The sequence below is a fragment of the Streptomyces gossypii genome (assembly GCF_025165795.1).
In the GTDB taxonomy this organism is placed as follows: domain Bacteria; phylum Actinomycetota; class Actinomycetes; order Streptomycetales; family Streptomycetaceae; genus Streptomyces; species Streptomyces gossypii.
The window spans coordinates 1-21,128 of sequence record NZ_JAJAGO010000001.1 but is presented as its reverse complement, the minus strand read 5'-3'; the positions used below and the strand labels follow the sequence as shown (position 1 = coordinate 21,128).

Below are 21,128 nucleotides of genomic sequence, written 5' to 3'. Positions count from 1 at the left end.
GTATCCGCCCGGATGGAGCGGATACGGAAACCTTAAAGACGAGCACTGACAAAAGCCGGAAAATGGAACAACTATGCGAATTTGATCGAGATGCCGGGCATCGGGCGGCAGCACCGTGTGGGATCAGGCGGCGACGCGGTGCTGGGCAAGCTTGTCCAGCATGATCTGGTTGGCTTCCCAGCCGTCCGGGAACTTGGCGCGCACGGACAGATGCACCGGGTCGGTCGAGGGGTGGCTGTCCAGAAGATCGGCGATGCCCTCGCGGGCGACGACGATGCACGCCTGCCGGTGACGGGAGGCGAGCACGCACAGCCGCCCGGCCTCCAGATGGAAGGCCGTGGCGTCCCGGCGGCCGGACAACGGGTGCACGACGATGACGACTTCGAACTCGCGGCCCTGCAGCCGGTTCGCGGTGTCCACCGCCACGCCCGGCGCGCCCGGGCTGCCTGTCCGGGCGAGCGCGGCCCTGACCAGGTCAGCCTGGTCGCGGTGGGCGACGCCGATGGCGATGTCGCCGGGTTCCAGGGGCCGGCCGCCATGGTGGCGCTCGCAGGTGGCGACCGCTCCGCGGTCCAGCAGCCGGCCGGCGAGGTCGGCGGCGGTCTGGAGGGTCTCGGTGTCGGTGCGCGGGACGTGCCGGCGGCGCAGTTCGTGCAGGGCCCAGCCGGTGGTGAACGCCTGCGCGAGGGTCTCGTCCAGGTCGGTGCGGGCGAACCCGGCGGTGCGGAACTCCAGGGCGCGTGTGTCTTCACCGGTTCCGGCGGTGAAGTGGGTGAAAGGGTAGAACGCTCGGGAGATGGTCGGTGCGGCCGAGGACGGCAGGCGCCAGGACACCGGCAGCCGATGCACGGGAATGTTCTGGTTGTGCTCCAGCATCACGCTGACACCGTTCTGAGTGGGGTCGTGCGGCAACCCGATCCAGCGCTCGGTACCGACGATCGTGAACGGGTCCAACTGGCCGGGATCGCCGACGAACAGGCCCCGATCGAAGCGTTCGACGATCTGCAACAGCATGTCCGAACGCATCTGGTAGGCCTCATCCAGGATCGCCCAGCCGAACGTGGCGTCGCGGACGGTGGCCCACTTCGCGGCGGTCGCGACGATGATCCGGCAGCCGGCCAGGTCGGCCAGGGTGCGGCCGACGGTGGTGTTCGTCAGGGCACCCAGGGCCGGAGATGGGGTGTAGCCGGTGGCACTCAACCGTCCGACGGCGATGCCGGGATGCTCCCTGGCCAGACGCACGACCAGGTCGTCGACCTGGTTGTTGGTCTGGGCGACGATGATCGGGCGCTCGCCGCCTTCGGTGAGTTCCTGGGCGGCGCGGACCACCAGGGTGCTCTTGCCGGCGCCCGGCGGGGAGTCGACGACCACGGCCCTATGACGCCCATCGGCCATGTTCGCGAGGATCGCCTCGGTGGCAGCGGCAGCGGCCGTCGCAGGGTCGGGCACGGCCGGTTCGGGTGTCGTGCCGGTGTCATTCCTCATTGCCCCACTCCTCTGCTGCGGCGTCCTCGGGAACGGCTGAATCGGTGCCGACCTCGTCGGCTGCACTGTGTGTCCACGGGGCGGCGTCGGAGGCCGGGAACTGCGGTGCCGGGCGCCACCCCGGATCGGGCAGGTAGGCGACGTACTGGCCCGGCTCCGGCACGGTGCCCTGCTTCGGGACGCGGCCGCGCCCCATGCCGCCGGTGATCTCCACCGTGACCCGTGCGGTGTCGCCGTCGGGAAGGACCGAGACGATCACGGCTTTGTGGCCAGCCAGCATGGACGGGCTGATCAGCTTGGTATCGGCGGCCAGCCGCACGGGATCCTCGGTGCGGACGGTGACACGCGGCCGCGGCACCCGCCTGTTCTTGTCCGTGGTGACCGTCCGGCCGGGTTCAGCCTCCACGACCGTCCCGGAGAACGCCTCACCTGCGCTGCGCCGGTCGGCCAGCACGAAACGATCGTCGAACGCCATGTCGGACTCGAATTCGGCCAGCGCGCGCTCCAGAAAGCTCAGCCGCCGGGCCGCGCCGATCGCGGTGTCCCGCTTGCGCTGCGGAAGCCCGCCGGAGTCCCGGTAGTTGGAGTAGTCCGTGAAGGCCTTGCAGTCGCCCTCGAAGCGCTTGGCGGACCGCGGTGCCTCGGGAACGGAGCGCAGCAGTGATATGGCCTGCCACACCATGCGCCAGGTGGGCTGGATCTGTCCCGCGATCAGCTCCCGCAGCTCGGTCTCAGCTGCGGACAGCGCGTGCGGGTCGCCGAGCTTGTGGGCCGTGTCGAACTTTCTGATCGCCGGGGCCAGGTCGCGGTTGTCGAACTCGGGGGAGGTCGACGGGCCCGCCGGCGGGCACACGTCCGGGTTCTCCGCGTCGGCCATGGCCTGATCGACGCTCAAGCCCGACGGGGGAGCGATCCAGGCCATCAGGGAGGCGAGGTTCTGGTCCTCGAGCGTGCTCTGGCCAGTCGCCCAGTGCTCGGTGAGCATCCCGGTGACAGGCAGCAGCATGGAGGTGCCTGCCTGTTCGGCCTTGTCGACCAGGAACGTCAGCCACATGCCGAACTCCGGTACGACGTCCGGTACCGCGTAGGGACCGGACGTCGAACGGAAGCGGCACATGCGTCCCAGGTCGGCCAGGGCTTTGAGGCCGCCGGGGTTGGGCACCAGGATCTGAGGCGCGTCGGTGTACCGGGAGCGCTCGCCTTCCCCGCGGCGGTCTTGGCGGAAAGAGTCGATGTAGTCCATCACGATCCGGCCGAGGCCGGCGGCGAACGCGAACCGCTGGTCCCGGTTGCGGGGCTGGGCCACAACCAGCAGGGTCCCGTTCCTCTTGGCGGAGCCGACCATCGCGGCCAGGGGCGCCCCGGCCTCGCCGGCCATGGCCAGCGGGATGATCACCAGCGGCCGGGCGGACAGGTGCCGGTGGCGGAACTCGGTCAGGGGCACGGCTTGCATCGACTCCATCGCCTGCACGTGCGCCAGCGCCGACAGCGTGCTCATGCCGCACCCCCGAGGTCTTCCAGTTCTGCGCGCAGCCGTGCGGCGTGCCGCAGGGCCGCGGCCATCTCCATCTGATCCTCGCTCGGCGTCAGTTCTCCGCGAGCCAGCCCCATGACCATGGTCGTGGTGTCGATGCCGCCGAACTGATCGCGCACCACCGGCCCGAGGACATCCAGTGAGGCCTCAGCACGGGCGCGGGATCGGCAGTAGAACGCCATCTCGCAGTGGTTCAGGCAGTCCGGGCGGTACGTCACGAGGACCTGATCCAGCGCCTCGTTCAGCTCCTCGGCCGGGCGCCGGGGCCGGTCCTCCGAGTCCCGGGCGAGGTCGAAGGTGAGGTCCTCGGGCAGCAGATCCACCAGGTCCCCGACGCGCTCGATGCGGGACAGCTGACGCGTCAGGGCGGCCACCTGCTTGCGGGCGTCGACGAACGCCCCGGTCGGCCGGTTGGTGAAGTCCTTCGGCGCGACCAGCACGATCGTGTCGGAGACGGCCTCCTCACCGATGCCGGCCCGCCCGAGCAGGTCACGCAGCGCGATGATGTACGCGCTCGCCTGCGTGGTCGCCGCCCGTACCTGGGCGGGGGCGGCCTGCTCGTCGATGATCGGGAAGCTCTTGATCTCCACGACGTGGAAGCGTCCGTCGATGCGGAAGGCCACCAGGTCCGGTTCCAGGTACGCCTTGTGTCCGCCGATCTGCAGGCACAGCATCGGGTGGTCGAACAAGGTGCCGTCGCCCTCACCCCGGGCGGCCCGCAGCAGCACTTCCTCGGTGCGCTCATGGCGCTCCTTGGAACGGCCGTCACCGCCGACGTCGTTCAGGTCCTCGTACCCCACCTCCGGCAGCGTCAGCTCCAGGGTCTCGCGCAGGACGCGCAGGAGCTCCGCGCAGCCGTTGGCCTTCACCATCGCCTCGAAGGCGTTGCCGCGGGTGATGGCGAAGGAGGACTGGCCGAAGGCCGGGGGATGGCCGACATGTGTGGCGATCGCGGCCTTGTCGGAGCCAGAGGCGTCCAGCAAAGCCCGCAGCGTGCAACGCGGATTGTTCTCCAGGGCCGCCAGCGACCGGGCGTTGTAGTCCAGACGCTTCGCGGATCCGCGAAGTGCGGCGAGGCGGTCGTCGACTGGTTCTCTCACGGTCTCATAGATCCTTGCGGAGGATGAAAGGATGCGGGGAGATGGGAATCAGGCGCGGGCGGACCGCAGATGCGTCACGCCCCGCAGGGGCGCGCCGAACAACTGCTCATCGTCACTGAGGGACTTGCGGGCCCGCCGCGCGGCCGCCGCCCGGTTGGCACGGTCGGTTTCGGTATGCACGTCCAGCTCGGCCTGGGCGGCGCCGATCACCTGCTGCGCATCCAGCGCGCCCTCGTGACCGGAGGCGTTCTTCGGCATGGCGTCAGGGATGTTGACGGCGAAGCGCCACAGCAGCCGCAGGGCCTCCGGACTGGCCCCGTCCGCAGCGGACTCGGCGGAGGTGCGCACCGCTTTGGCGATGCGGATCGCGCCGCTGAGGAAGTCCACACGAGGGGACAGCGGGCCGATGACGCGCTGCTCCAGCGTCCAGGTGCTGATCGTGATCAGTGCCCGCACCGGGGTCAGCAGGTCGTGCGCCAGGGCCGGGCACAGGTAGTACGGCCGGGCTCCCGGGCTGGAGCGGTAGGAACGTTCCTCGTCCCGGCGCAGGCTGGAGAGCTTGGACGTGGACAGCTCTCCCGGGAAGAACGCCTCGTGCACGTCGACGATCAGCTTGGGCGCGGCCGGGACCCCGAGGAGCATCAGGGCGCGGTGGACGTGTTCGCGTGCCGGGAGCTGCGATCCCCGGGCGGCCGGAGCAGCTTGCGGCGCTTGGCGGGGCGGGGCGGCCGCCGGTTCACCGGCGTCGACGAGGGCGTCCCAGGCCCGCTCGGCGCGGCGCAGCTGCATTCGCAGCTCGCCGGCCCGTTCGGTATCACCGGCGGCGGCTGCGTCGCGGATCGCGCGGCGCAGGGTGCCGATGCTCTTCTCCAGGGCGTCCAGCGGATCACTCATGCACCAGACGGTACCAGAGTTCCAGAGTTTTCCAGACTCTTCCTGTAATTCGGGGTACAGTCAGCGTCACCGCACCTCCGGCCGCGACGGCGCAACCCGCGCCGCCCCGCAGGCCGTTCCTCTGGAGGCACCCGTGACGGGACGCGTATTCCACACCTCCGACTGGCACCTCGGCCGCCAGATCGGCCGCCATCGACGTGACAGCGAGGTCGACGCCGTCCTGGACGAAATCATTGCCATCGCCGAGGACTACGCCCCCGACCTGATCGTGCACAGTGGCGACCTCTTCGACAGCCCCCGCCCCAGCCTGGACGACATGCGCCGCGCGGCACAGGCACTGCGCCGCCTCGGCGCAATCGCGCCCGTGGTCGTCGTTGCCGGCAACCACGACACCACTCACGTCCTGACGTTCCTGGAGTACGTCCTCAATGACATGGGCGCCCGCGAAGAAGACCAGACCCGGGTCCGCTTCGCCACCGACGCCCGCCCCGACAGACTGCTCCTCGCCGAATACCCGACCAGGAACGGGGAGCTCACCCTGCGCATCGGCGCATTGTCCTACCTGCACCCCAACCGCTTCACCTACGACTTCGCCGACCCCGCCCTGACCACCGCGACCTACGCCGAACGGATGCGCACCGTCCAAGCTGAGGTCTACCGCCGCCTGACCGCCGACCGAGGCCCCCGGGACGTCCTCGTCTACGCCGCCCACCTGTTCATCGAAGGAGCCCTCCCGTCCTACTCGGAGCGGCGGATCTCCCTGAGCGCCGAGTACGCGGCCGCAGCCACCGACCTGCCCGATGTCGCCTACGGCGCCCTCGGCCACATCCACAAACCCCAGCCCGTCGGCCGTTCCGGATTCCCCGCCTACTACGCCGGCAGCCCCCTGCAGATGGACTTTGGCGAGACCGGCGACACCAAGAGCGTCGTACTCGCCGAGATCGGGCCGGACACCAATCCCCGCATCGAACTCGAACCGCTCACCGCAGGCCGCCGCCTGGTACGCCTCGAAGGAACCCTGGAACAGATCGCCCACCGCGCCGCCCGCGTGGGGGACGCCTGGGTGAAAGCGGTGGTGAACGTCGACGCCTTCGACCCGTCCCTGCCCGCCACCCTCGCCAAGATGCTGCCCCAGGCGACGCTCGTCGACATCGACGAGCGCCGTACTGGCACAGCCCACCGCGTGCTGGACCGGCAGACCGCCACCACCGAACTGCCCGACATCGACGACCTGCTGCACGACTACCTCGCCGACCGCGGCACAGGCGGCCCGGCCCTGGACCGCGCCATGGCCGCCTTCGCCCACCTGCGAGCCGAACCCGACCCCGAGGACCCCGCACCGTGCTGCGAGGAGACGCTGCTGACCGCGGCCATCGCCGGCCAGCCCCTCGACACCCTTGACCGCTCCAGCCTGCTGACCGGCATCGACACCACCGACGCGGAGACGACGCGATGAAACCGATGACACTCACCCTCACCGGATTCCGCAGCTACCCCGCCCAGGCCACCGTCGACTTCACCGGCAAGAGCCTCGTCGCGGTCCTCGGCGACACAGGCGCTGGCAAGAGCAGCCTGCTCGACGCCATCGCCTTCGCCCTGTTCCGCAAAAGCTCCTGGGACGCCAAGGAACCACGGCAACTCATCGCCGACGGCGCACAGGCCATGAGCGTCGAACTCACCTTCGTACACGACGGGCAGAACTGGCGTGTCCACCGCACCATGCACGCCACCAATCCGAACGCGGGCCGGCACCACCTGAAGAACCTGGACACCGGTGAGGAGACCGACGGCGCCACGGCCGTCGACAACCGCATCAAGACGGTGCTGCAGATGAGCTATGACACCTTCCTGAGGGTCGGGCTGCTCCCGCAGGGCAAGTTCGACCAGCTCCTCACCGCCGCTCCCAAGGAGCGCAGCGAACGGCTCCGTGAGCTGTTCGGTGCCGAATCACTGGAAGCAGTGCGGAACCTGGCCGCCCGCCACGGCCGCACGCTCCAGCAACTCCTGGGCGATGCGAAAGCCAAACGGGCCCCCATGCCGGACAACCCGCGGGAGACGGCCGCCACAGCCGGAGCGGCCGCCGACACGGCCACAGCCCAGGCCGAACGCCTGAACACCGCCGTCATCCGCATCACGGCACTGCATAAAGAGGTCTCGCAAGCCCGAGACACCGCGGCGGCAGCCACCAGCGCTTGTCAGAGCCTGGCAACGCGCCAGGTGACCGACGCCGGCACCGTCCTCGACACGCTGGAGTGCGCCGCCACCGACCTCACCACACGGCGCGATCTCCTCGACCGGCGTGCCGAGCAGGCTGCGGCCAGGGAAGAGGAACTGACCGGAGCGATCATCGCGGCGGAGAGACAAGGGGAAGGCCGGGACGCCCTTGCCCAGGCCGCACTGCTCCTGAAGACCCTCGCAGAAACCGCCGAGGAACACCGAGGCGAACGCGACCGGCTCGTCTCCCTCACCACACAACTCGACGACGAACGCGATGCCATCGCCACGGCGGAAGCGGAACTAGCCGAACGGGCCGCACACGTCCAAGCGACGACAGAGGAAGCCCGTGCCGCCGCCGAGACCAGCAAGCAAATCCGTACGCACAGCACAAGTGTCCGCACCGCATTGGACGCGGCCCTCTCGGCGGCCCGGCGCGTCGCTGACACCGCGCGCGCTCACACCAACGCAGTGGACTGGCAGAAATCCGCCCACAAAGACCTCGGCCCGGTGGAGGACGAGGCATCTGCGGCCCACAAAGATCTCACCGTGGCCGAGACGCACCTGGAGACGCTCAGGCTGCGGAAGAAGGCAGCCGCGATCGCCGCCGACCTCCACCCCGACGACGACTGCCCTGTATGCCGCCGACAGCTCCCGGCCGACTTCCACCCCGCACCGGCCGACGCGGATGAGCTGGCCGAGGCGAACACGCAACGAGAGCAGGCCAAGGGCGCACACGACAGGGCCGTCGACCTGCGCGCCGAAGCCCGCGCCGCCGTGACCATGGCCGACCAAGCGGTACTCGAACGCGACCACGAGCACAAAAGCGCACAGCGGACGGCGCAGGAGAACACCGAGAAGGCGGTACGAGCCTTCCGGAGCCTTGCGGCCCAGGCCGCCGAAGCAGGCACGGACTTCGACGCCACATCGGCCTCAGCAAGGCTGACCGCAGCCACTACGGCCCTGACCACTCCCGGCGCCGCACATCCTGAGCAGGACACAGCGGCGATCACCGACGCCGTCTCCGCCTGCGAACACACGGCCACCGCACACGCCGAGCAGCTGAAGGATGAAGAGCACCGCCGTACCGCCGGGATCGAAGCAGACCGTAAATCACTGGCAGAACGCACGAAAGCGCACCACCGCGACACCAAAGACGCATCCGCAGCCCACGAGCGCCACGCCCGGGCCGTGGTAAGGACCGCCGCCGACATCGGCATGCTTCCCGCGCGCATCCGGGCGATGCTGCCGCAGGACCCGATCGACGTCGCCACCGCACAGACGGACGCCGCCACCACAGCCGTCACTGCCCGGCAGACCGAACTCCAAGAGCTGCTCGACCAGAGGGAAGCAAGCCGAGCGGAGAAGACCGCGGTGCTCGCCGATCAGCGCACGCTCGACCACGACACCCGAGCCCGCCTTGAACGCCCCCTGGAGAAACTGCGTGACAGCCTGGACGTGTGGGCCCAGGCCGCCGTCCAGGCCAGCACACATCTCGATGAGGCTGACCTCCTAGCGCTGCCAGCAGCTCCCACCCAGCCAGCGATCGCCGAGGTCCGCCACTACGCCGCCACCCTCTTGACGACAACCTCGGCACTCGGCGACAAACTCACCGAGCGAGCCGCCGCGGCGACAGAACGCGCAGCCGCCGTCGAAAGCCGTCTCGGCGAGCATGCAGCCGCACTCGCCGACGTCGACGGCTTCGACGCCTCAGCCGACCTGACCACACCCAAATCACTTCACCCCCTCGTTGCCGCAGCCGCGCAGGCAATCAAAGAAGCCGAAGACCAGCGGTGCAAACAGCGAGAAGCACAGGACCTGATCAAGCCGGCCGCTGACCTGGACTTCGCCATCACCGCAGGCGAAGCCCGCTATGAAGCCCTCGAGGTACTACGCCGCGAACTGGTTGACGCCAAGTTCTTGGGCCACCTCACCACGCTGCGAACCCGCGCATTGCTCGGCGTCGCCAGCGACCTGCTCGGGCAGATGTCTGACGGTCGATTCGGTTTCGCAGACGACTTCGACATCATCAGCCGCAGCTCCGGGGTCGCCCACCATCCGAATCGCTTGTCAGGAGGAGAGAAGTTCATGGCGTCCCTCGCGTTGGCCCTGGCGCTTGCCGAACTGCACTCCCGCAGCGGGCCGACTCTCGGCTCCCTCTTCCTCGACGAGGGCTTCGCCGCCCTCGACACCACCGCCTTGGACCTGGCACTGGAGGTACTGCGCGCCCAGGTCGGCGGTGACCGTCTGGTAATGGTGATCAGCCACCTGCACGCCGTCGCCGAGGCCGTTGACGATGTGCTGTGGGTGGAGCGGACCACCGCCGGCTCATCCGCCCGGTGGCTCACATTGGCTGAGCGAGACGACATCGCCCAGGACAACCTCGCCAGCGGACTGCACTCCCAGGCGCGATAACCACTTCAGGGCACACTATCCATCGCCGTCCCCGGGGTCGGACTTCACTCACTTCCGCTGGACACGGTGCGCGCTGTGAGCATCATTCTCCCGCTCGGTTTCATCCCAGACATGGGTTAAAAAATGAGTTAAATATTGGGGGTATTCTGCTAGTCTTCGGGGTGGAGGTGGAGCCGTATGGCGACCGAGGAAGAGTTGTTCGCGAACATCGACGCCTTGCTGGAGGAGGAGCCGCAACTCCCGCCCCCGGCGGAGCGCGCCCGGCTGCGGGAGGCTGCCGGCATCACCCAGGCCCGCCTCGCGGTCGCGTTGAAGACGTCGACGCAGACGGTGAAGAACTACGAGAACGGCAGGAGCGAGCCGAAGGAGCCGCGCCTTTCGGCGTACCAGCGGCTGCTGAACGGCTGGGCGGCGAAGTACCCTGCGCACGGCGCCGACCCCGCAGCCGCGCCCGCCGCCCCCCAGTCGGCTCCCGCGACGTTCATCGGCCCGGTTGCCTCCGGGCAGGAGAAAGCGGCTCCGGCAAAGGCTCCCACCCCCCCGGCCACGCCACAGGCCCCGGCCGCCCGCCCCGCGACGTCGTCGCGCCGCCCGGCGTCGCAGAAGGCCGTGAAGCCCGCGACCGACCCGCGCTTCCCGCACGGCCCGCTCGCCGTGCTGGACGGTGACGGCTCCGCGTACGGCACGGGCGGCATCGTCCTGGACTGCCCGGCCATCACCGTGCCGGAGTTGGTGGAGTGGACGCTCAATGAGTCCGGCCTCGGTGCGCCGAAGCTCAACCGGTACGGCAAGGACTCCGACCCGCTGATCGTGCTCACCGCGGCGGCCGCCGTGAAGCTCGGGCTGCCGCAGCGCCTGGAGGGCCACGAGCAGCGCCGCTCCCTGCGTCTCCCCGAAGACCACCCGGTCGTCAAGCAGGTCGCGAAGGCGAAGTGGCAGCTCACCCAGCGCGGGTTCGGCCCGTGGGCGCGTATCTACCGCAAGGCCCAGGGCCGCGAGCGGCAGTGCGTCCAGCTCGCGGTCCTGCCCTGGGACGCCCTCGATGAACGGTCCTGGCCCGGCGTCTCGGAGATGGAGCCGGCCGACATCGCCCGCGTCCTCGGCGTCTACGCCCAGCGGGTCATCACCCCGCGCGGCTCCACCGCCGTCTCCGGGCTGGAGCTGATGACGGCGCTGCGCCCGCCTACGCGCGCCGTGCGGGACGAAGCGACCGGGAACTGGGTCTCGGGCCACAACCCGGGCTCGCTGGGGACGGAACCGATGGACCCGGCGCCGCCAGAGGCCACCCCGGAGCACCCCGTCGTCGTGAACTCCGGCTGGACCGGCGGCTTCCTCAACGAAGAGGCCTACCAGTGGGTGCGGCCGGTGAACCTGCTCACCGACGAGGAGTGCACGCTGCCGTACGCGGTCGGCCTGGACCTCAACACCGCGTTCCTCGCCGCCGCAGCCCGCCTGGCCGTCGGCCTGTCCGCCTCCGACCACTTCCACGCCCCGAAGTTCAACCCGAAGATCCCTGGCAGCTGGCTGGTCGACCTGTCCCACCTCGAGCTGGACCCGCGCCTGCCCTCGCCGTTCACCCCGGACGGTACCCGCCCCACCGGCCCGGCCTGGTACCAGACGCACACCCTCGCCTACGCCCAGGAACTCGGCTACAACGTCCACCCGATCGAGGCGTACCTGCGCCGCGAGACCGGCGCCTACCTCGACCCGTGGCATGACCGCCTCAAGACCGCCTACGTCGACACCCTCGCCGACCTCGGCGTCACCAAGGACCTCACCGACACGGAGTTCCTCGCCGCGATGGAGCGGCACAAGCAAGTCGACCCGGCCCTGACCGCCGTCCTGTCCGCCATCAAGGCCACAGTCAAGGGCGGCGTCGGCAAGCTCCGCGAGCGCCCCCAGGGCAAGCACTACAAGGACGGGGACCGGTGGCCGGCCCTGGAACGGCCAACCTGGCGCCCCGACATCCGCGCCGCCGTCATCAGCAAGGCCCGGGTCAACATGCACCGCAAGCTGGGCAACATGGCCAAGATGACGGGCCTGTACCCGCTCGCCGTACTGTCCGACTGCGTCGTCTACCCGAGCCCGGGCGACAGCCCGCTCGCCTTCCTCCCGTACGCGGCCTCCGGCAAGCTCCAGCCCGGCGGCTTCCGCCTCGGGCCCACGCCGGGCCTGGCGAAGCTGGAGGGCGTTCAGTCGATGCTGTGGGCGGTCGACCTGATGGAGCAGGGCCTCAACCCGGCCCGGCACATCAAGGGCGGCGATGCCGTCTTCGACGAAGGCGAGTAAGGCCGCGACCACCCGACCTGGCGCCGCCCAGCTTGAGGCCAGCGCGGACGCTGAACCGCACCGAGGAGTCGTAACCGATGAACACCCCCGACGCCCTGACCCCGCAGTGGCCCGTTCCCGCTGCCCCGCCCGCCCATGACCCGGTGCTGTTCGCGCGGGCGATGCGGGACATGCGCCTGACCTGGCGCGCCCGCGGTGTCCTGGCCGAACTCGCCGTCGGCTACACCCCCGGCCAGGAGCCCACGATCAGTGAACTGGTCTCCCTCACCCGCGACGAGCGCCTGGCCGCTGAAGGCCGCGACGCCTTCCGTAAAGCGGTCGGCGAGCTGCGCAGCCTCGGCTACCTCTCACCCGACGCCACCACGGCCTCCGGCGTGGGCGAGCGCCTGGTCGTGGACCTCGCCCCGGCTGCAGCCGCCCGCCTGATCCCCCAGCGTTGCGGCCACAGCCCGTTCACGGACGGGAGTTGACCGGTGGGGGAGATCGAGGACGCTATCGAGCGGGCCGACCAGGAGGCGTTCACCCGCCAGCCGCCCAAGGGCCTCAAAGCCCGTATCAACTTCCTGCTGGGGCAGCTGAAGACCACCAAGGCTGTCGCGGCGGAGATCGGGGTCAGTCAGCGATCGGTGGAGCGCTACCGCACCGGCGAGCGCAAACACCCGCCCAAGCCCATCGCCGAACGGATCGAGACGGCCGTTCGTGCCCACTGGCAGCCGAATGTCCGAGGGCGCCACCGCAAGCAGGCCGCCACCGCGACCGGTATCACCATCGAGACCCGGGCCCGGTTCGGCTACACCGCGCCGGTCGGCACCACCGACGACGGCCGGATGCGCCGCCTGACCGTCCACCTTCCCCCGGTCTACGCCCGCCGCCTGTTCGACGCCCAGCAAGAGGGTGCCAGTGACCAGCGTATGCGTGACATCGTCGCCGAAGGACTGCAGGAGGTGTACTTCAGGGACGGCGGACAGCGCGCCGCGGGCCTCGAGGTCGCCTTCACCGACATCGACTACTTCGACGTTTCATTCTGAGAAGGACATGCGCTGCTGCCTATGTGCCGAAGCATGTGAGCCGAAGCGCGATAGTTGCCACAAAGGCAGACTCGTTGTCACCAAGATTGCAGGGGCGACCCGAACTTCACTCGGTACGCACGGCAGGCCTACACATCTCTGCTGCACGCATCGCAAGCCTTGCTGGTCCACCTGGGCTGGGGCCATTGAGCGGGGTTGGCGTGCTCCTGTTGTTCCATCCCCCGCGTCGGCCGACCGCACATCGTTTCCGTCTCGTCCCAGGATCTACCTTGGGGGTCAGGCCACTCGACAGCATGAACGTCGCCCACGCCGACGAGTCCGCGAACGTAGTCGTCACCGAAGGATGGTTCACGCTGGGCATGGGAGTCCAGGGCCGTGGCGTAGCTGGTCACACCTTGACGGTAGGACGAAAGGCGACGATGCGCACGGTGCGCAGGTGACAAGCAGCCTGCCTCATTGGTGACAACCAGCTTGCTTCATGAGACGCAAACGACCAGCTCGCTGCGATCCCAGGTGACACCTTCCGCGCTTCGGCACAGCACGGTAGCTGTCCCCAAGAAGGCGGTCATGGATCCACGCGGCGGGGACTGCCGGACGCAGGCGCGCTACCTCGCCGCCTTCGTGGTGCCGGGCGGCGAGACGCTCACCGGGCGGCAGGAGGAACCGTCTCGCATGCTCGAAGCCCAGCAGGCACCCAGGCCGCGTACACGTCGTGCAAGACGGCACCGTCCATCCCACGCGGGTGCTGCACCTGACGGACGCCGAAGTCGCCGCGCAGGCCGGCGATGAGAAGACCGAGACGTCCCGACCCCGCCCGACGGACGGAGAGGGGGTGCCCACGGCGCAGTGGGCACCCCCACGGCGTCCCGGAAAACAGAAGGTCCGTTGTCGGACCCGCTCCGTACCCTTGGCGCTCAGCCCCTTGGGTTACGGCCCGTGCTGGGCCTTGGATCACGGGAAGCGGGAGCCACAGTGACGTCGATCTACCTCTCCTCCGACAATCCCCGGTGGATGCCGAAGACTGAGGCCGACCTCCAGGCCGCGGTCGACGGCGGCCTGTTCGAGGAAAGCCACCACCTGGACCTGAAGAAGGCCCCGAATAGCAAGGGCGACAACAAGGAGCTGGCGCGCGACCTCGCGTCGTTCGCCGTCGACGGCGGCACCCTGATCATCGGCGTGCAGGAGAACAAGGAGAGCCGCACCTTCGAACTCGCTCCCCAGCCCCTGAACGGGCTGCCGGAGAAGATCGAGCAGGTGGCCCGCACCATCCCCGACCCGCCCCTGACCATCCTCACCGAGGAGATCAGCGCGGCGGCCGACGACGGCACCGGCTACCTCATCGTCCACATCCCGGCCAGCCCCGTCGCACCGCACATGGTCGACAACCGGTACTTCGGCCGCGGCGACAAGACGAAGTACCAGATGGGCGACGCCGAAGTCGTCGCCCTCCATACACGGCGACGCAACACCGAGGCGGACACCCTCGCCCTGCTGGGCAAGGAGATGGAGGAAGACCCGCTGCGCGACGTCGGAGCCCAATCTCATCTCTTCCTGGTCGCTCAGCCCACCGCCGGACGACGGGACATGTGCCTGCCCATCACCGGCGCCCGGGACTGGAACCAGCGCCTGCGCACGCTGATCCAGCGTGCCCTGGAAGCCCCCCGTACCCGGGCAGCGCTTTCCGGGGGATTCAGTCCTGATCTTTCTTCCGCCCACCAGGGGTACCGTCGCGCGAGGGGAGTGGCTCTCAGCTCCTCGGGGCTCGGAGCCGGCCGTGTTTACACCCCGGAAGGCCGTTCCTCTGATGAGTCCGTCGTCGAGCTTCAGCTCTTCGAGGATGGAGGGCTGCGGCTGCTCATGACCCGCCTTTCTGAGGGCACCTCCAGGCCGTACGAGTCGCCAGGCGAGGTGGAGCAGGTCATCTTCGATGTCGCCGCTGTCGTCTTCACCCGCCACATGCTGGAGCTGATCCGCCTGATCTCTGAGGACGTGGGCTACCAGGGGAACTGGGCGGTGGCCGTCGGAGCCAACCGGCTCCGTGGCCGACGTCGATGGAGCCAGCCGTCCATCTTCGCCAGTAATCACAGGTACAGCGCCGACACCTACGAGGAGAGCACCGGCGCCACCCTTGCTGAGCTGCGCGACGCGCAGGGCACGGTGACTCGCAGACTCCTCGGTCCCTTTCTCCGCTCTCTGGACTCCGAAGAGGCGTTCGCGAAGGCCCTGACCGACGAGGAGTGATCCTCTGATGGCGCTCCATGAGACGGCACGAGCCCCGGAGGATCAGCCCGCCGTGTGTCAGTGGGGCCTGAGACCATGGAAGCGAGGCGAATCCGCCCTCACGGGACAGCAGTTGACGATGGAGACAACGCGCACCATGAGACTGGCACTGAACAACGAGTGGGTCGTCGGCGCCCGCATCGGGGATGGCGGCTTCGGCGCCGTGTTCGAGGCAGAGAACACCGCGGGCGAGAAGGCGGCGGTGAAGCTCGTGCCCAAGGCTCCGGGCGCCGAGCGCGAGATGCTGTTCACCGACCTGGACGGCGTCCGCAACGTGGTGCCGGTCGTCGACAGCGGCGAGCACGAAGACCAGTGGGTGCTGGTGATGCCCCGCGCCGAGAAGTCCCTGCGCGCCCACCTCCTGGACCACGGCCGGCTTCCCCTCAACGAGGCGGTCGCCGTCCTGTCCGATGTCGCCGAAGCACTCGCCGACCTCAAGGACCGCGAGATCGTCCACCGCGACCTGAAGCCGGAGAACATCCTGCTGCTTGGTGGCCGCTGGTGCCTGGCCGACTTCGGCATCGCCCGCTACGCCGAAGCGACCACAGCCCAGCACACCTACAAGGGCGCGGGAAGCCTGCCGTACATGGCACCCGAGGTCTGGAAGTTCCAACGGGCCACCGGTGCGACCGACATCTACGCCTTGGGCGTTCTGGCCTACGAGCTCTTGGAGGGCACGAGACCCTTCACTGGACCGGCCGAGCACGACTACCAGGAGCAGCACCTGCACGGAACCCCGCCACCGCTCACTACCGCACCCCCGCTCCTGGCCGCGCTGATCACGGAATGCCTCTACAAGGCGCCCCAGGCGCGCCCTGCGGCCGGCAACGTGCTCGCCCGGTTGGGGCAGATCCCCGCCGCCGCACTCTCCGGCGGGCTGGCCGCGCTCGCGGAGGCCAACCAGGGCGCGGTCGCACGCCAAGCCGAAGCCGACCGCCGGGCTTCGGCCCATGCCACCGAGGCCGACCGCCGCAAGGCCCTGGTCGAGGCCGCCACGACCTCCTTCGCCTTCATCGCCGACAGCTTCCTCACGACGCTCACGAACGCTGCCCCGAGCGCGGAGGTCCGCAAGGGCAAGCAGGGAGGGTGGACCATCCGTATCAACGACGCCCAGCTGACCCTGTCCGGACCGAGGGAGACCGCCCCTGAGGTCTGGCGTACTACTGAGACGCCGGCGCCGTTCGACGTCATCGCCTCCGCGACCCTCTCGCTGAAGGTCCCCGCCAACCATCACGGGTACGGCGGACGGAGCCACTCCCTCTGGTACGCCGACGCGCAGACGGAGGACCAGTACCAGTGGTTCGAGACGGCCTTCATGAGCACGCCGTTCCGCCCCGTCGCGGAGACCACGAAGCCTTTCGCACTCGATCCCCACCACGAGTCACGTACCGCCATCAGCCCGACTCTTGGCATGCACCAGGTGGCCTGGCCGTTCACTCCCCTCGTCATCGGGGACCTGGACGAGTTCATCGACCGATGGGCCACCTGGCTCGCCCAAGCGGCGAACAGCCGACTCGCTCACCCCAGCCACATGCCCGAGCGCAACCCCCAAGGCTCCTGGAGGAAATGACCGGTCGGACGCCCCCGAGATCCCAGGGCCTACACACACTCCAGTGCGATGCCGCCGACCCGGGACAGCGAAGTACCCCGGGCCGCGCGCGGGGCCTGAGCGGCTCTTCCTCGGCAGATGGACGAGACGGGCCCCGCCCGCTTTCGCCGAGACGGAGGTGAACGGGTTGGCCGCGCGGAGCATGGTTCAGGGTGCCGACGCTCGGCCGATGCCTTCCAGATCGTCCAGCTGATCGAGTAGATACAACAGGGCCCCAACGCTGTTGATCACTGCTGAGGCCAGCATCTGCAGCGTGGCTGGAGACACGCTCAAGCCCCCTGTCATCTGCAGGAATGGGGTCTCGCGGTCTGCTGTCAGTTTCGTCAGTGCGGCTTCGATCCGCACCGGCTGCTCCGGCTTGAGGCCGACGTCGTAGAGGTGCGGCCCCAGCACCGTCTCCAGTTGCCACCAGTACGCACTGAGCTCAGCGAACCACTCCTTCTGCTGTGAGTTCCGCGCCTTGGCGACGAAAGCCTGCTCCAGCGCACGGTTGACCGCCTCGATCTCCTTCGCCAGGTACGACGACCCCGGGGCTCGGATCACTCCTGGCTGTCGCTTCGCCGCGAAACTCAAGGCCTTACACGCGGTCCGCAGATCCTTGAGCCGGTCTCGGGCCGCGCCGGGAGTGTCCGAGGGGAACCCTTTCAGCAGTGTGTCCCTGAACTGTCCGACCACTACCGGCGCCTGCTTCAACGCCGCCGCTCGTCCCATCGTCTGTGCCTGCCGTGAGGCGAGGTGGGACAGGAAGAGCACGGCGACTGGTACTCCGACGAGGAATCCGGCGAGACCGGAGAGCAGGTTGGCGCCGACGGGCCGGCCGTCCCACCAGCACTGCTGATCGCCGTACAAGCCGACCGCAAGAGCGACGGCGGCCAACCCCCAAGACCACCAGCACACACGCTGTACCGACGAGTCGGCGTCCTTCCACCACGCAGGTCTCATATCCATGAATGCAACCTTTGTCCGTCTTGGGTATCGGTGGAGCGTGTCAGATTCGCTAGGACTTCCGGGGACGCACGCCGGGCCCGGTCGGAGCTGGCCCATCAGCGCCAGGCGGTCAGACATCAACTGCCACAGGGACCGTGACGGTGATGAGAGCCAGGTCGAACTCTCGTGACGTACAGGGCGGATGGCGCATCGTCGGGCGCGGCGCGAGAGCCAGCATGCAGGAACCCTCCCGGCTGCCACGTAGTCCGCAGGGGGAGCGGTCGGGGATCCCAGTGCCTACACGCACTCCAGTGCGATGCCGTAGGCCCGGGACAGAGAAGGACCTCGGGCCGCACACAGCGCCCGGGCTCCGCCCGACAGTGTCAGGATGCCGCCCACTCCAGTCCGAGGCCGGCGAGCGCGGCGACCTTGTCGGCGGTGAGCTTGGCCCGCCTCGTCTTGGTGTTCGACAGGAACACCCCGAGCTTGACCTCGCTGCCGTCCTCCAGCCGCTCTACGTGGGCCCTGGGGACTGTCAGGGAGCCCGTACGGGCCTTGTACTGGGCCAGGGCCGCAACGCCCCGCTCGAAGGCGCTCACGGGCGCCGTGGACGGCTTCGCGGGTGCTTCCGGCTCCGGGGGGTGCGGGACGACACCGAAGGCTTCCATGCGCTCGCGCTGCCCGTCGGCCAGGGCCGCCCAAACCTCGGGCTGGCGCTGCCGGGCGAGCCACTTGCCGATGTCCATCCCGTGCACGGTGACGCCCGGTTCGACGTACGCGAGGATGGTCTCCTCCGCGAGCATCTCCCGCACCACCGCGAAGTGCCGCTGCCACTCGGCTGGCCACGACGGATTCCAGTCCTCGTCGATCTCCTTCAACGCGGCTTCCCACTCCGGCTTGTCGGCGAGCGCACCCGGGCGGCGCAGGTTGGACAGCCACTGCCCCACAGGCCGGTCCAGCATCGTCGCCGTCCGGGGCGCGCACAGCGTCCAGCGCTCCTCAAAGTACGCCTTGGCGGCCTGAAGGTTCTCCTGGAACCGCTCGTCGGCGACCGACCAGACCATGCCCAGCTTCTCCAGCCGCTTCGCGCGCAGGCCGGTCATCTGCCCCGCCCCGTAGGCCCGTCGCTGTTCGGCGACCCACTGCCCAAGGGGAGTTGCTCCCTCTTTGTGTCCGTACGGGACTCGGGCGTGGCCCTCGCGCTCGGTGAACTGCTTGAGCTTCGCCCAGCCGCGGGCCCAGTCCTGCTTCTCGGTGTCGATCACGTTGAAGCCGACCCAGTCCGCGACCATCACGGGGTCACGCGGAGCGGCAAAACGGAGCAGCAGACGGCTTTCTGCCTCGCCTTCCTTGGGCGGTGGGCCGATGTACTCGGAGGGCTGTGCGACGTCCTTCTGAGGCTCTTGCGGGATCGCCAGCAATTCGATCGCCTCTTCGTCGTGAGCGCGCAGACCTTCAAGGACCTTCACCAAGGGCCGGTATGATCCCGAGGTGAACATGTCCTCCGGTTTTTCTCCCGGCTGGAGAAATACCGGCACGATCAGAGAAGCGAGCTTGCCCTCACCGGGCTTTTGACGGAGAGCCCGGCCGATGGCCTGGACGATGTCGTGCGGAGCGCCCTTGGGGTCCAGCAGGGCGACGCTGTCGACGGCCCCGATGTCGACGCCCTCGCCCAACACCCTGCAGTTGGAGAGCACGGCCCGCCGCGTCGTCGTACCGAAGCCGCCGAGGACCTCCCGCCGGCGCTCGGGGACGTGCTCGCCGCACAGCCAGTCCGCCCAGATCCGCTTCGGGTAGATCTCCGGCTCGTTGGCGTGCAGCTTCGCCGCCACGCGCTGAAGGCCCTCCGCGTACGCCTGCGCCTCTATCGTCCGGTGGTGGAAGGTGATGCACGTGCTGAGGTTGTGCTGCGCCATCGTGTGGAGGAGCGCGGCCTGGAAGGCTCCGAGCCGCTGACCGCGCACCTCCTCGGTGTGCCGGTCCTCGCCCATCAGCCGCTCGGGGGTGACGACCGGGTCCTGGAGCTCCAGGACGATGATCTGGTACCGCGCCAGCAGCCCGCGCGAGACAGCAGATGCCAGGCTGAGCTTGTACAGGACGGGGCCGAAGACCTTCTCGTCGTCCATGGAGGCCGCCATCTCGCGGGGCAACGGGTCGCGCACCCCCTCCGCGACGTCCCGGTTCAGCCGCTCCTCCCAGATCCGCGGCGTCGCCGTCAAGTACAGCCGGCGGTACGCCGGGATGACGGCCTGGTCGTGGATGTCCGCCCACGCCTTACCCATCGAGCCCGAAGTCCGGTGGGCCTCATCGACCACCGCCAGGTCCACCGGCGCCAGCTTCTGGCCGTAAGCACCCTCGAACGCCTCGGCCAAGACGCCCAGGCTGGCGTACGTCGCGTAGATGGTCACCGGCCCCGTCCCGTGCCACAGCGACAGCTGCACGGGATTCGTCGTGGAGCGCACCTTGAGGCTCCACAGCTCCGGGTCGTCCTGGAGCGAACACACGGCAACCGCCGGCCCCTTGTGCCCGACCCGGTGCCACTCCTTGACCGTTTGCGTCAGAAGATCCAAGGTCGGCACCAGTACGAGAATGCGCCCCTTCGGAAGCATCTCGCGAGCAGCGAATGCGGCAGTGATGGTCTTTCCGGTGCCGCACGCGGAAATCACCTGTCCACGCAGACCGTTGACCGGAATACCTCCGGGAGGGACGTCGAGACCACGCCGAATGGCGTCAACAGTCTCAATCTGGTGCGCGCGCAGATCACTCTTCTTCATGACCACGGGAAATAGCTCCTTCTTTCGGAATGTAGCGCGCAATCAGAAAAGAAAGTCCGGCGCGGTGGAGTCGGGGGCCGGGGTGGTGGGTGTCTGGGACCAGACTCTACACAGTAAGTGCCCGTGATGCATCACTCACGGAACAGGTTCGCCCTGTAGGCTGATACGTGACTAAATCTCGCCCCACACGCACGGTTCGTGCGGTATGACGGCGGGGCATTCGTGAGCACGTCAGGGTGAGTTTGGCGGTAGGGGAGGGGTTCGGGTGGAGCGCAGCGGAGCCCGTCACTGCGGTGGGGCCGGCACCCCGTCAGGCCGATGGTCCGTCACTTCCGTTGCGGGGGTGACGGCTGGGATTCCCAAGCCCCACACAGGCCCGCGCGTGATACACCTCCCCTTGCTGCCAGCCCCCGCGATCGCGCTTGCGCGATCGCTCCCAATTCGCGCTTGCGCGAATTGCCTTGCTTTTTGAATTCCGCTTGCGGAATTCTATTCTGGCGCTTGCGCCAGAATTCGAATTGCGCTTGCGCAATTCGTGCTCTATGCCCCGGCTTGCCGGGGCATATCCCGCTCCGCGGG

Annotated in this window: 13 protein-coding genes; 7 read left to right on the top strand and 6 right to left on the bottom strand. The window is 68.8% G+C overall.

All coding sequences use genetic code 11. The features are described from left to right. Positions 1–123: 123 nt before the first annotated feature. The 4 genes from LHJ74_RS00065 to LHJ74_RS00050 are packed head-to-tail and all read right to left on the bottom strand — an operon-like array spanning position 124 to position 5,013. A complete protein-coding gene (locus tag LHJ74_RS00065; RefSeq protein ID WP_260215260.1) occupies positions 124–1,485 on the bottom strand; it encodes an AAA domain-containing protein in 1,362 nt (453 codons plus the stop codon). Further along, positions 1,475–2,983 (bottom strand): hypothetical protein, encoded by a 1,509-nt coding sequence (locus LHJ74_RS00060; RefSeq protein WP_260215259.1) that lies wholly within the window; start codon positions 2,981–2,983, stop codon positions 1,475–1,477. The genes LHJ74_RS00065 and LHJ74_RS00060 overlap by 11 nt, the downstream gene beginning before the upstream one ends. After that, positions 2,980–4,119, bottom strand: a complete 1,140-nt coding sequence (locus LHJ74_RS00055) for a hypothetical protein (protein ID WP_260215258.1) — start codon at positions 4,117–4,119, stop codon at positions 2,980–2,982. Before LHJ74_RS00055 ends, LHJ74_RS00060 begins: the two co-directional genes overlap by 4 nt. A 48-nt stretch (positions 4,120–4,167) precedes the next feature. Further along, positions 4,168–5,013, bottom strand: coding sequence for a hypothetical protein (locus LHJ74_RS00050; RefSeq protein ID WP_260215257.1), 846 nt, complete (start codon positions 5,011–5,013; stop codon positions 4,168–4,170). Between the two features lie 133 nt (positions 5,014–5,146). Here LHJ74_RS00050 and LHJ74_RS00045 point away from each other — a divergent pair, with 133 nt between their 5' ends. The 7 genes from LHJ74_RS00045 (at position 5,147) to LHJ74_RS00015 (ending at position 16,809) form a co-directional block, all read left to right on the top strand. Further along, positions 5,147–6,469, top strand: a complete 1,323-nt coding sequence (locus LHJ74_RS00045) for a metallophosphoesterase family protein (protein WP_260215256.1) — start codon at positions 5,147–5,149, stop codon at positions 6,467–6,469. After that, positions 6,466–9,642 (top strand): AAA family ATPase, encoded by a 3,177-nt coding sequence (locus LHJ74_RS00040; RefSeq protein ID WP_260215255.1) that lies wholly within the window; start codon positions 6,466–6,468, stop codon positions 9,640–9,642. The genes LHJ74_RS00045 and LHJ74_RS00040 overlap by 4 nt, the downstream gene beginning before the upstream one ends. A 177-nt stretch (positions 9,643–9,819) precedes the next feature. After that, complete coding sequence (gene tap, locus LHJ74_RS00035) at positions 9,820–11,931, top strand: telomere-associated protein Tap (RefSeq protein WP_260215253.1); 2,112 nt, start codon at positions 9,820–9,822, stop codon at positions 11,929–11,931. A 77-nt stretch (positions 11,932–12,008) separates the two neighbouring features. After that, positions 12,009–12,401, top strand: coding sequence for a hypothetical protein (locus LHJ74_RS00030; RefSeq protein ID WP_260215252.1), 393 nt, complete (start codon positions 12,009–12,011; stop codon positions 12,399–12,401). 3 nt (positions 12,402–12,404) lie between these two features. After that, positions 12,405–12,959, top strand: a complete 555-nt coding sequence (gene tpg / locus LHJ74_RS00025) for a telomere-protecting terminal protein Tpg (RefSeq protein WP_260215251.1) — start codon at positions 12,405–12,407, stop codon at positions 12,957–12,959. A 1,011-nt stretch (positions 12,960–13,970) separates the two neighbouring features. Continuing rightward, entirely contained in the window at positions 13,971–15,200 is a 1,230-nt protein-coding gene (locus LHJ74_RS00020) for an AlbA family DNA-binding domain-containing protein (protein WP_260215250.1), read from the top strand. A gap of 136 nt (positions 15,201–15,336) precedes the next feature. After that, positions 15,337–16,809 carry a serine/threonine protein kinase gene (locus tag LHJ74_RS00015; RefSeq protein ID WP_260215249.1) on the top strand — a complete coding sequence of 491 codons (1,473 nt, stop codon included), beginning with the start codon at positions 15,337–15,339 and terminating at the stop codon, positions 16,807–16,809. Between the two features lie 186 nt (positions 16,810–16,995). On the opposite strand, the gene LHJ74_RS00010 is transcribed toward LHJ74_RS00015, so the two are convergent. Both LHJ74_RS00010 and LHJ74_RS00005 read right to left on the bottom strand, forming a co-directional pair. Beyond that, a complete protein-coding gene (locus LHJ74_RS00010) occupies positions 16,996–17,796 on the bottom strand; it encodes a hypothetical protein (RefSeq protein ID WP_260215248.1) in 801 nt (266 codons plus the stop codon). Positions 17,797–18,158: 362 nt separating this feature from the next. Then, a complete protein-coding gene (locus tag LHJ74_RS00005; RefSeq protein WP_260215919.1) occupies positions 18,159–20,549 on the bottom strand; it encodes a DEAD/DEAH box helicase in 2,391 nt (796 codons plus the stop codon). Between the last annotated feature and the right edge of the window lie 579 nt (positions 20,550–21,128).

What these genes read in the sequence shown, in the direction of transcription:
- LHJ74_RS00040 (WP_260215255.1), top strand. Translation starts at nt 6,466, where the DNA reads ATGAAACCGATGACACTCACCCTCACCGGATTCCGCAGCTACCCCGCC.
- LHJ74_RS00050 (WP_260215257.1), bottom strand. Translation starts at nt 5,013, where the DNA reads ATGAGTGATCCGCTGGACGCCCTGGAGAAGAGCATCGGCACCCTGCGC.
- LHJ74_RS00015 (WP_260215249.1), top strand. Translation starts at nt 15,337, where the DNA reads ATGAGACTGGCACTGAACAACGAGTGGGTCGTCGGCGCCCGCATCGGG.
- LHJ74_RS00060 (WP_260215259.1), bottom strand. Translation starts at nt 2,983, where the DNA reads ATGAGCACGCTGTCGGCGCTGGCGCACGTGCAGGCGATGGAGTCGATG.
- LHJ74_RS00005 (WP_260215919.1), bottom strand. Translation starts at nt 20,549, where the DNA reads ATGAAGAAGAGTGATCTGCGCGCGCACCAGATTGAGACTGTTGACGCC.
- tap (WP_260215253.1), top strand. Translation starts at nt 9,820, where the DNA reads ATGGCGACCGAGGAAGAGTTGTTCGCGAACATCGACGCCTTGCTGGAG.
- LHJ74_RS00030 (WP_260215252.1), top strand. Translation starts at nt 12,009, where the DNA reads ATGAACACCCCCGACGCCCTGACCCCGCAGTGGCCCGTTCCCGCTGCC.
- LHJ74_RS00065 (WP_260215260.1), bottom strand. Translation starts at nt 1,485, where the DNA reads ATGAGGAATGACACCGGCACGACACCCGAACCGGCCGTGCCCGACCCT.
- LHJ74_RS00010 (WP_260215248.1), bottom strand. Translation starts at nt 17,796, where the DNA reads ATGGATATGAGACCTGCGTGGTGGAAGGACGCCGACTCGTCGGTACAG.
- LHJ74_RS00020 (WP_260215250.1), top strand. Translation starts at nt 13,971, where the DNA reads ATGCCGAAGACTGAGGCCGACCTCCAGGCCGCGGTCGACGGCGGCCTG.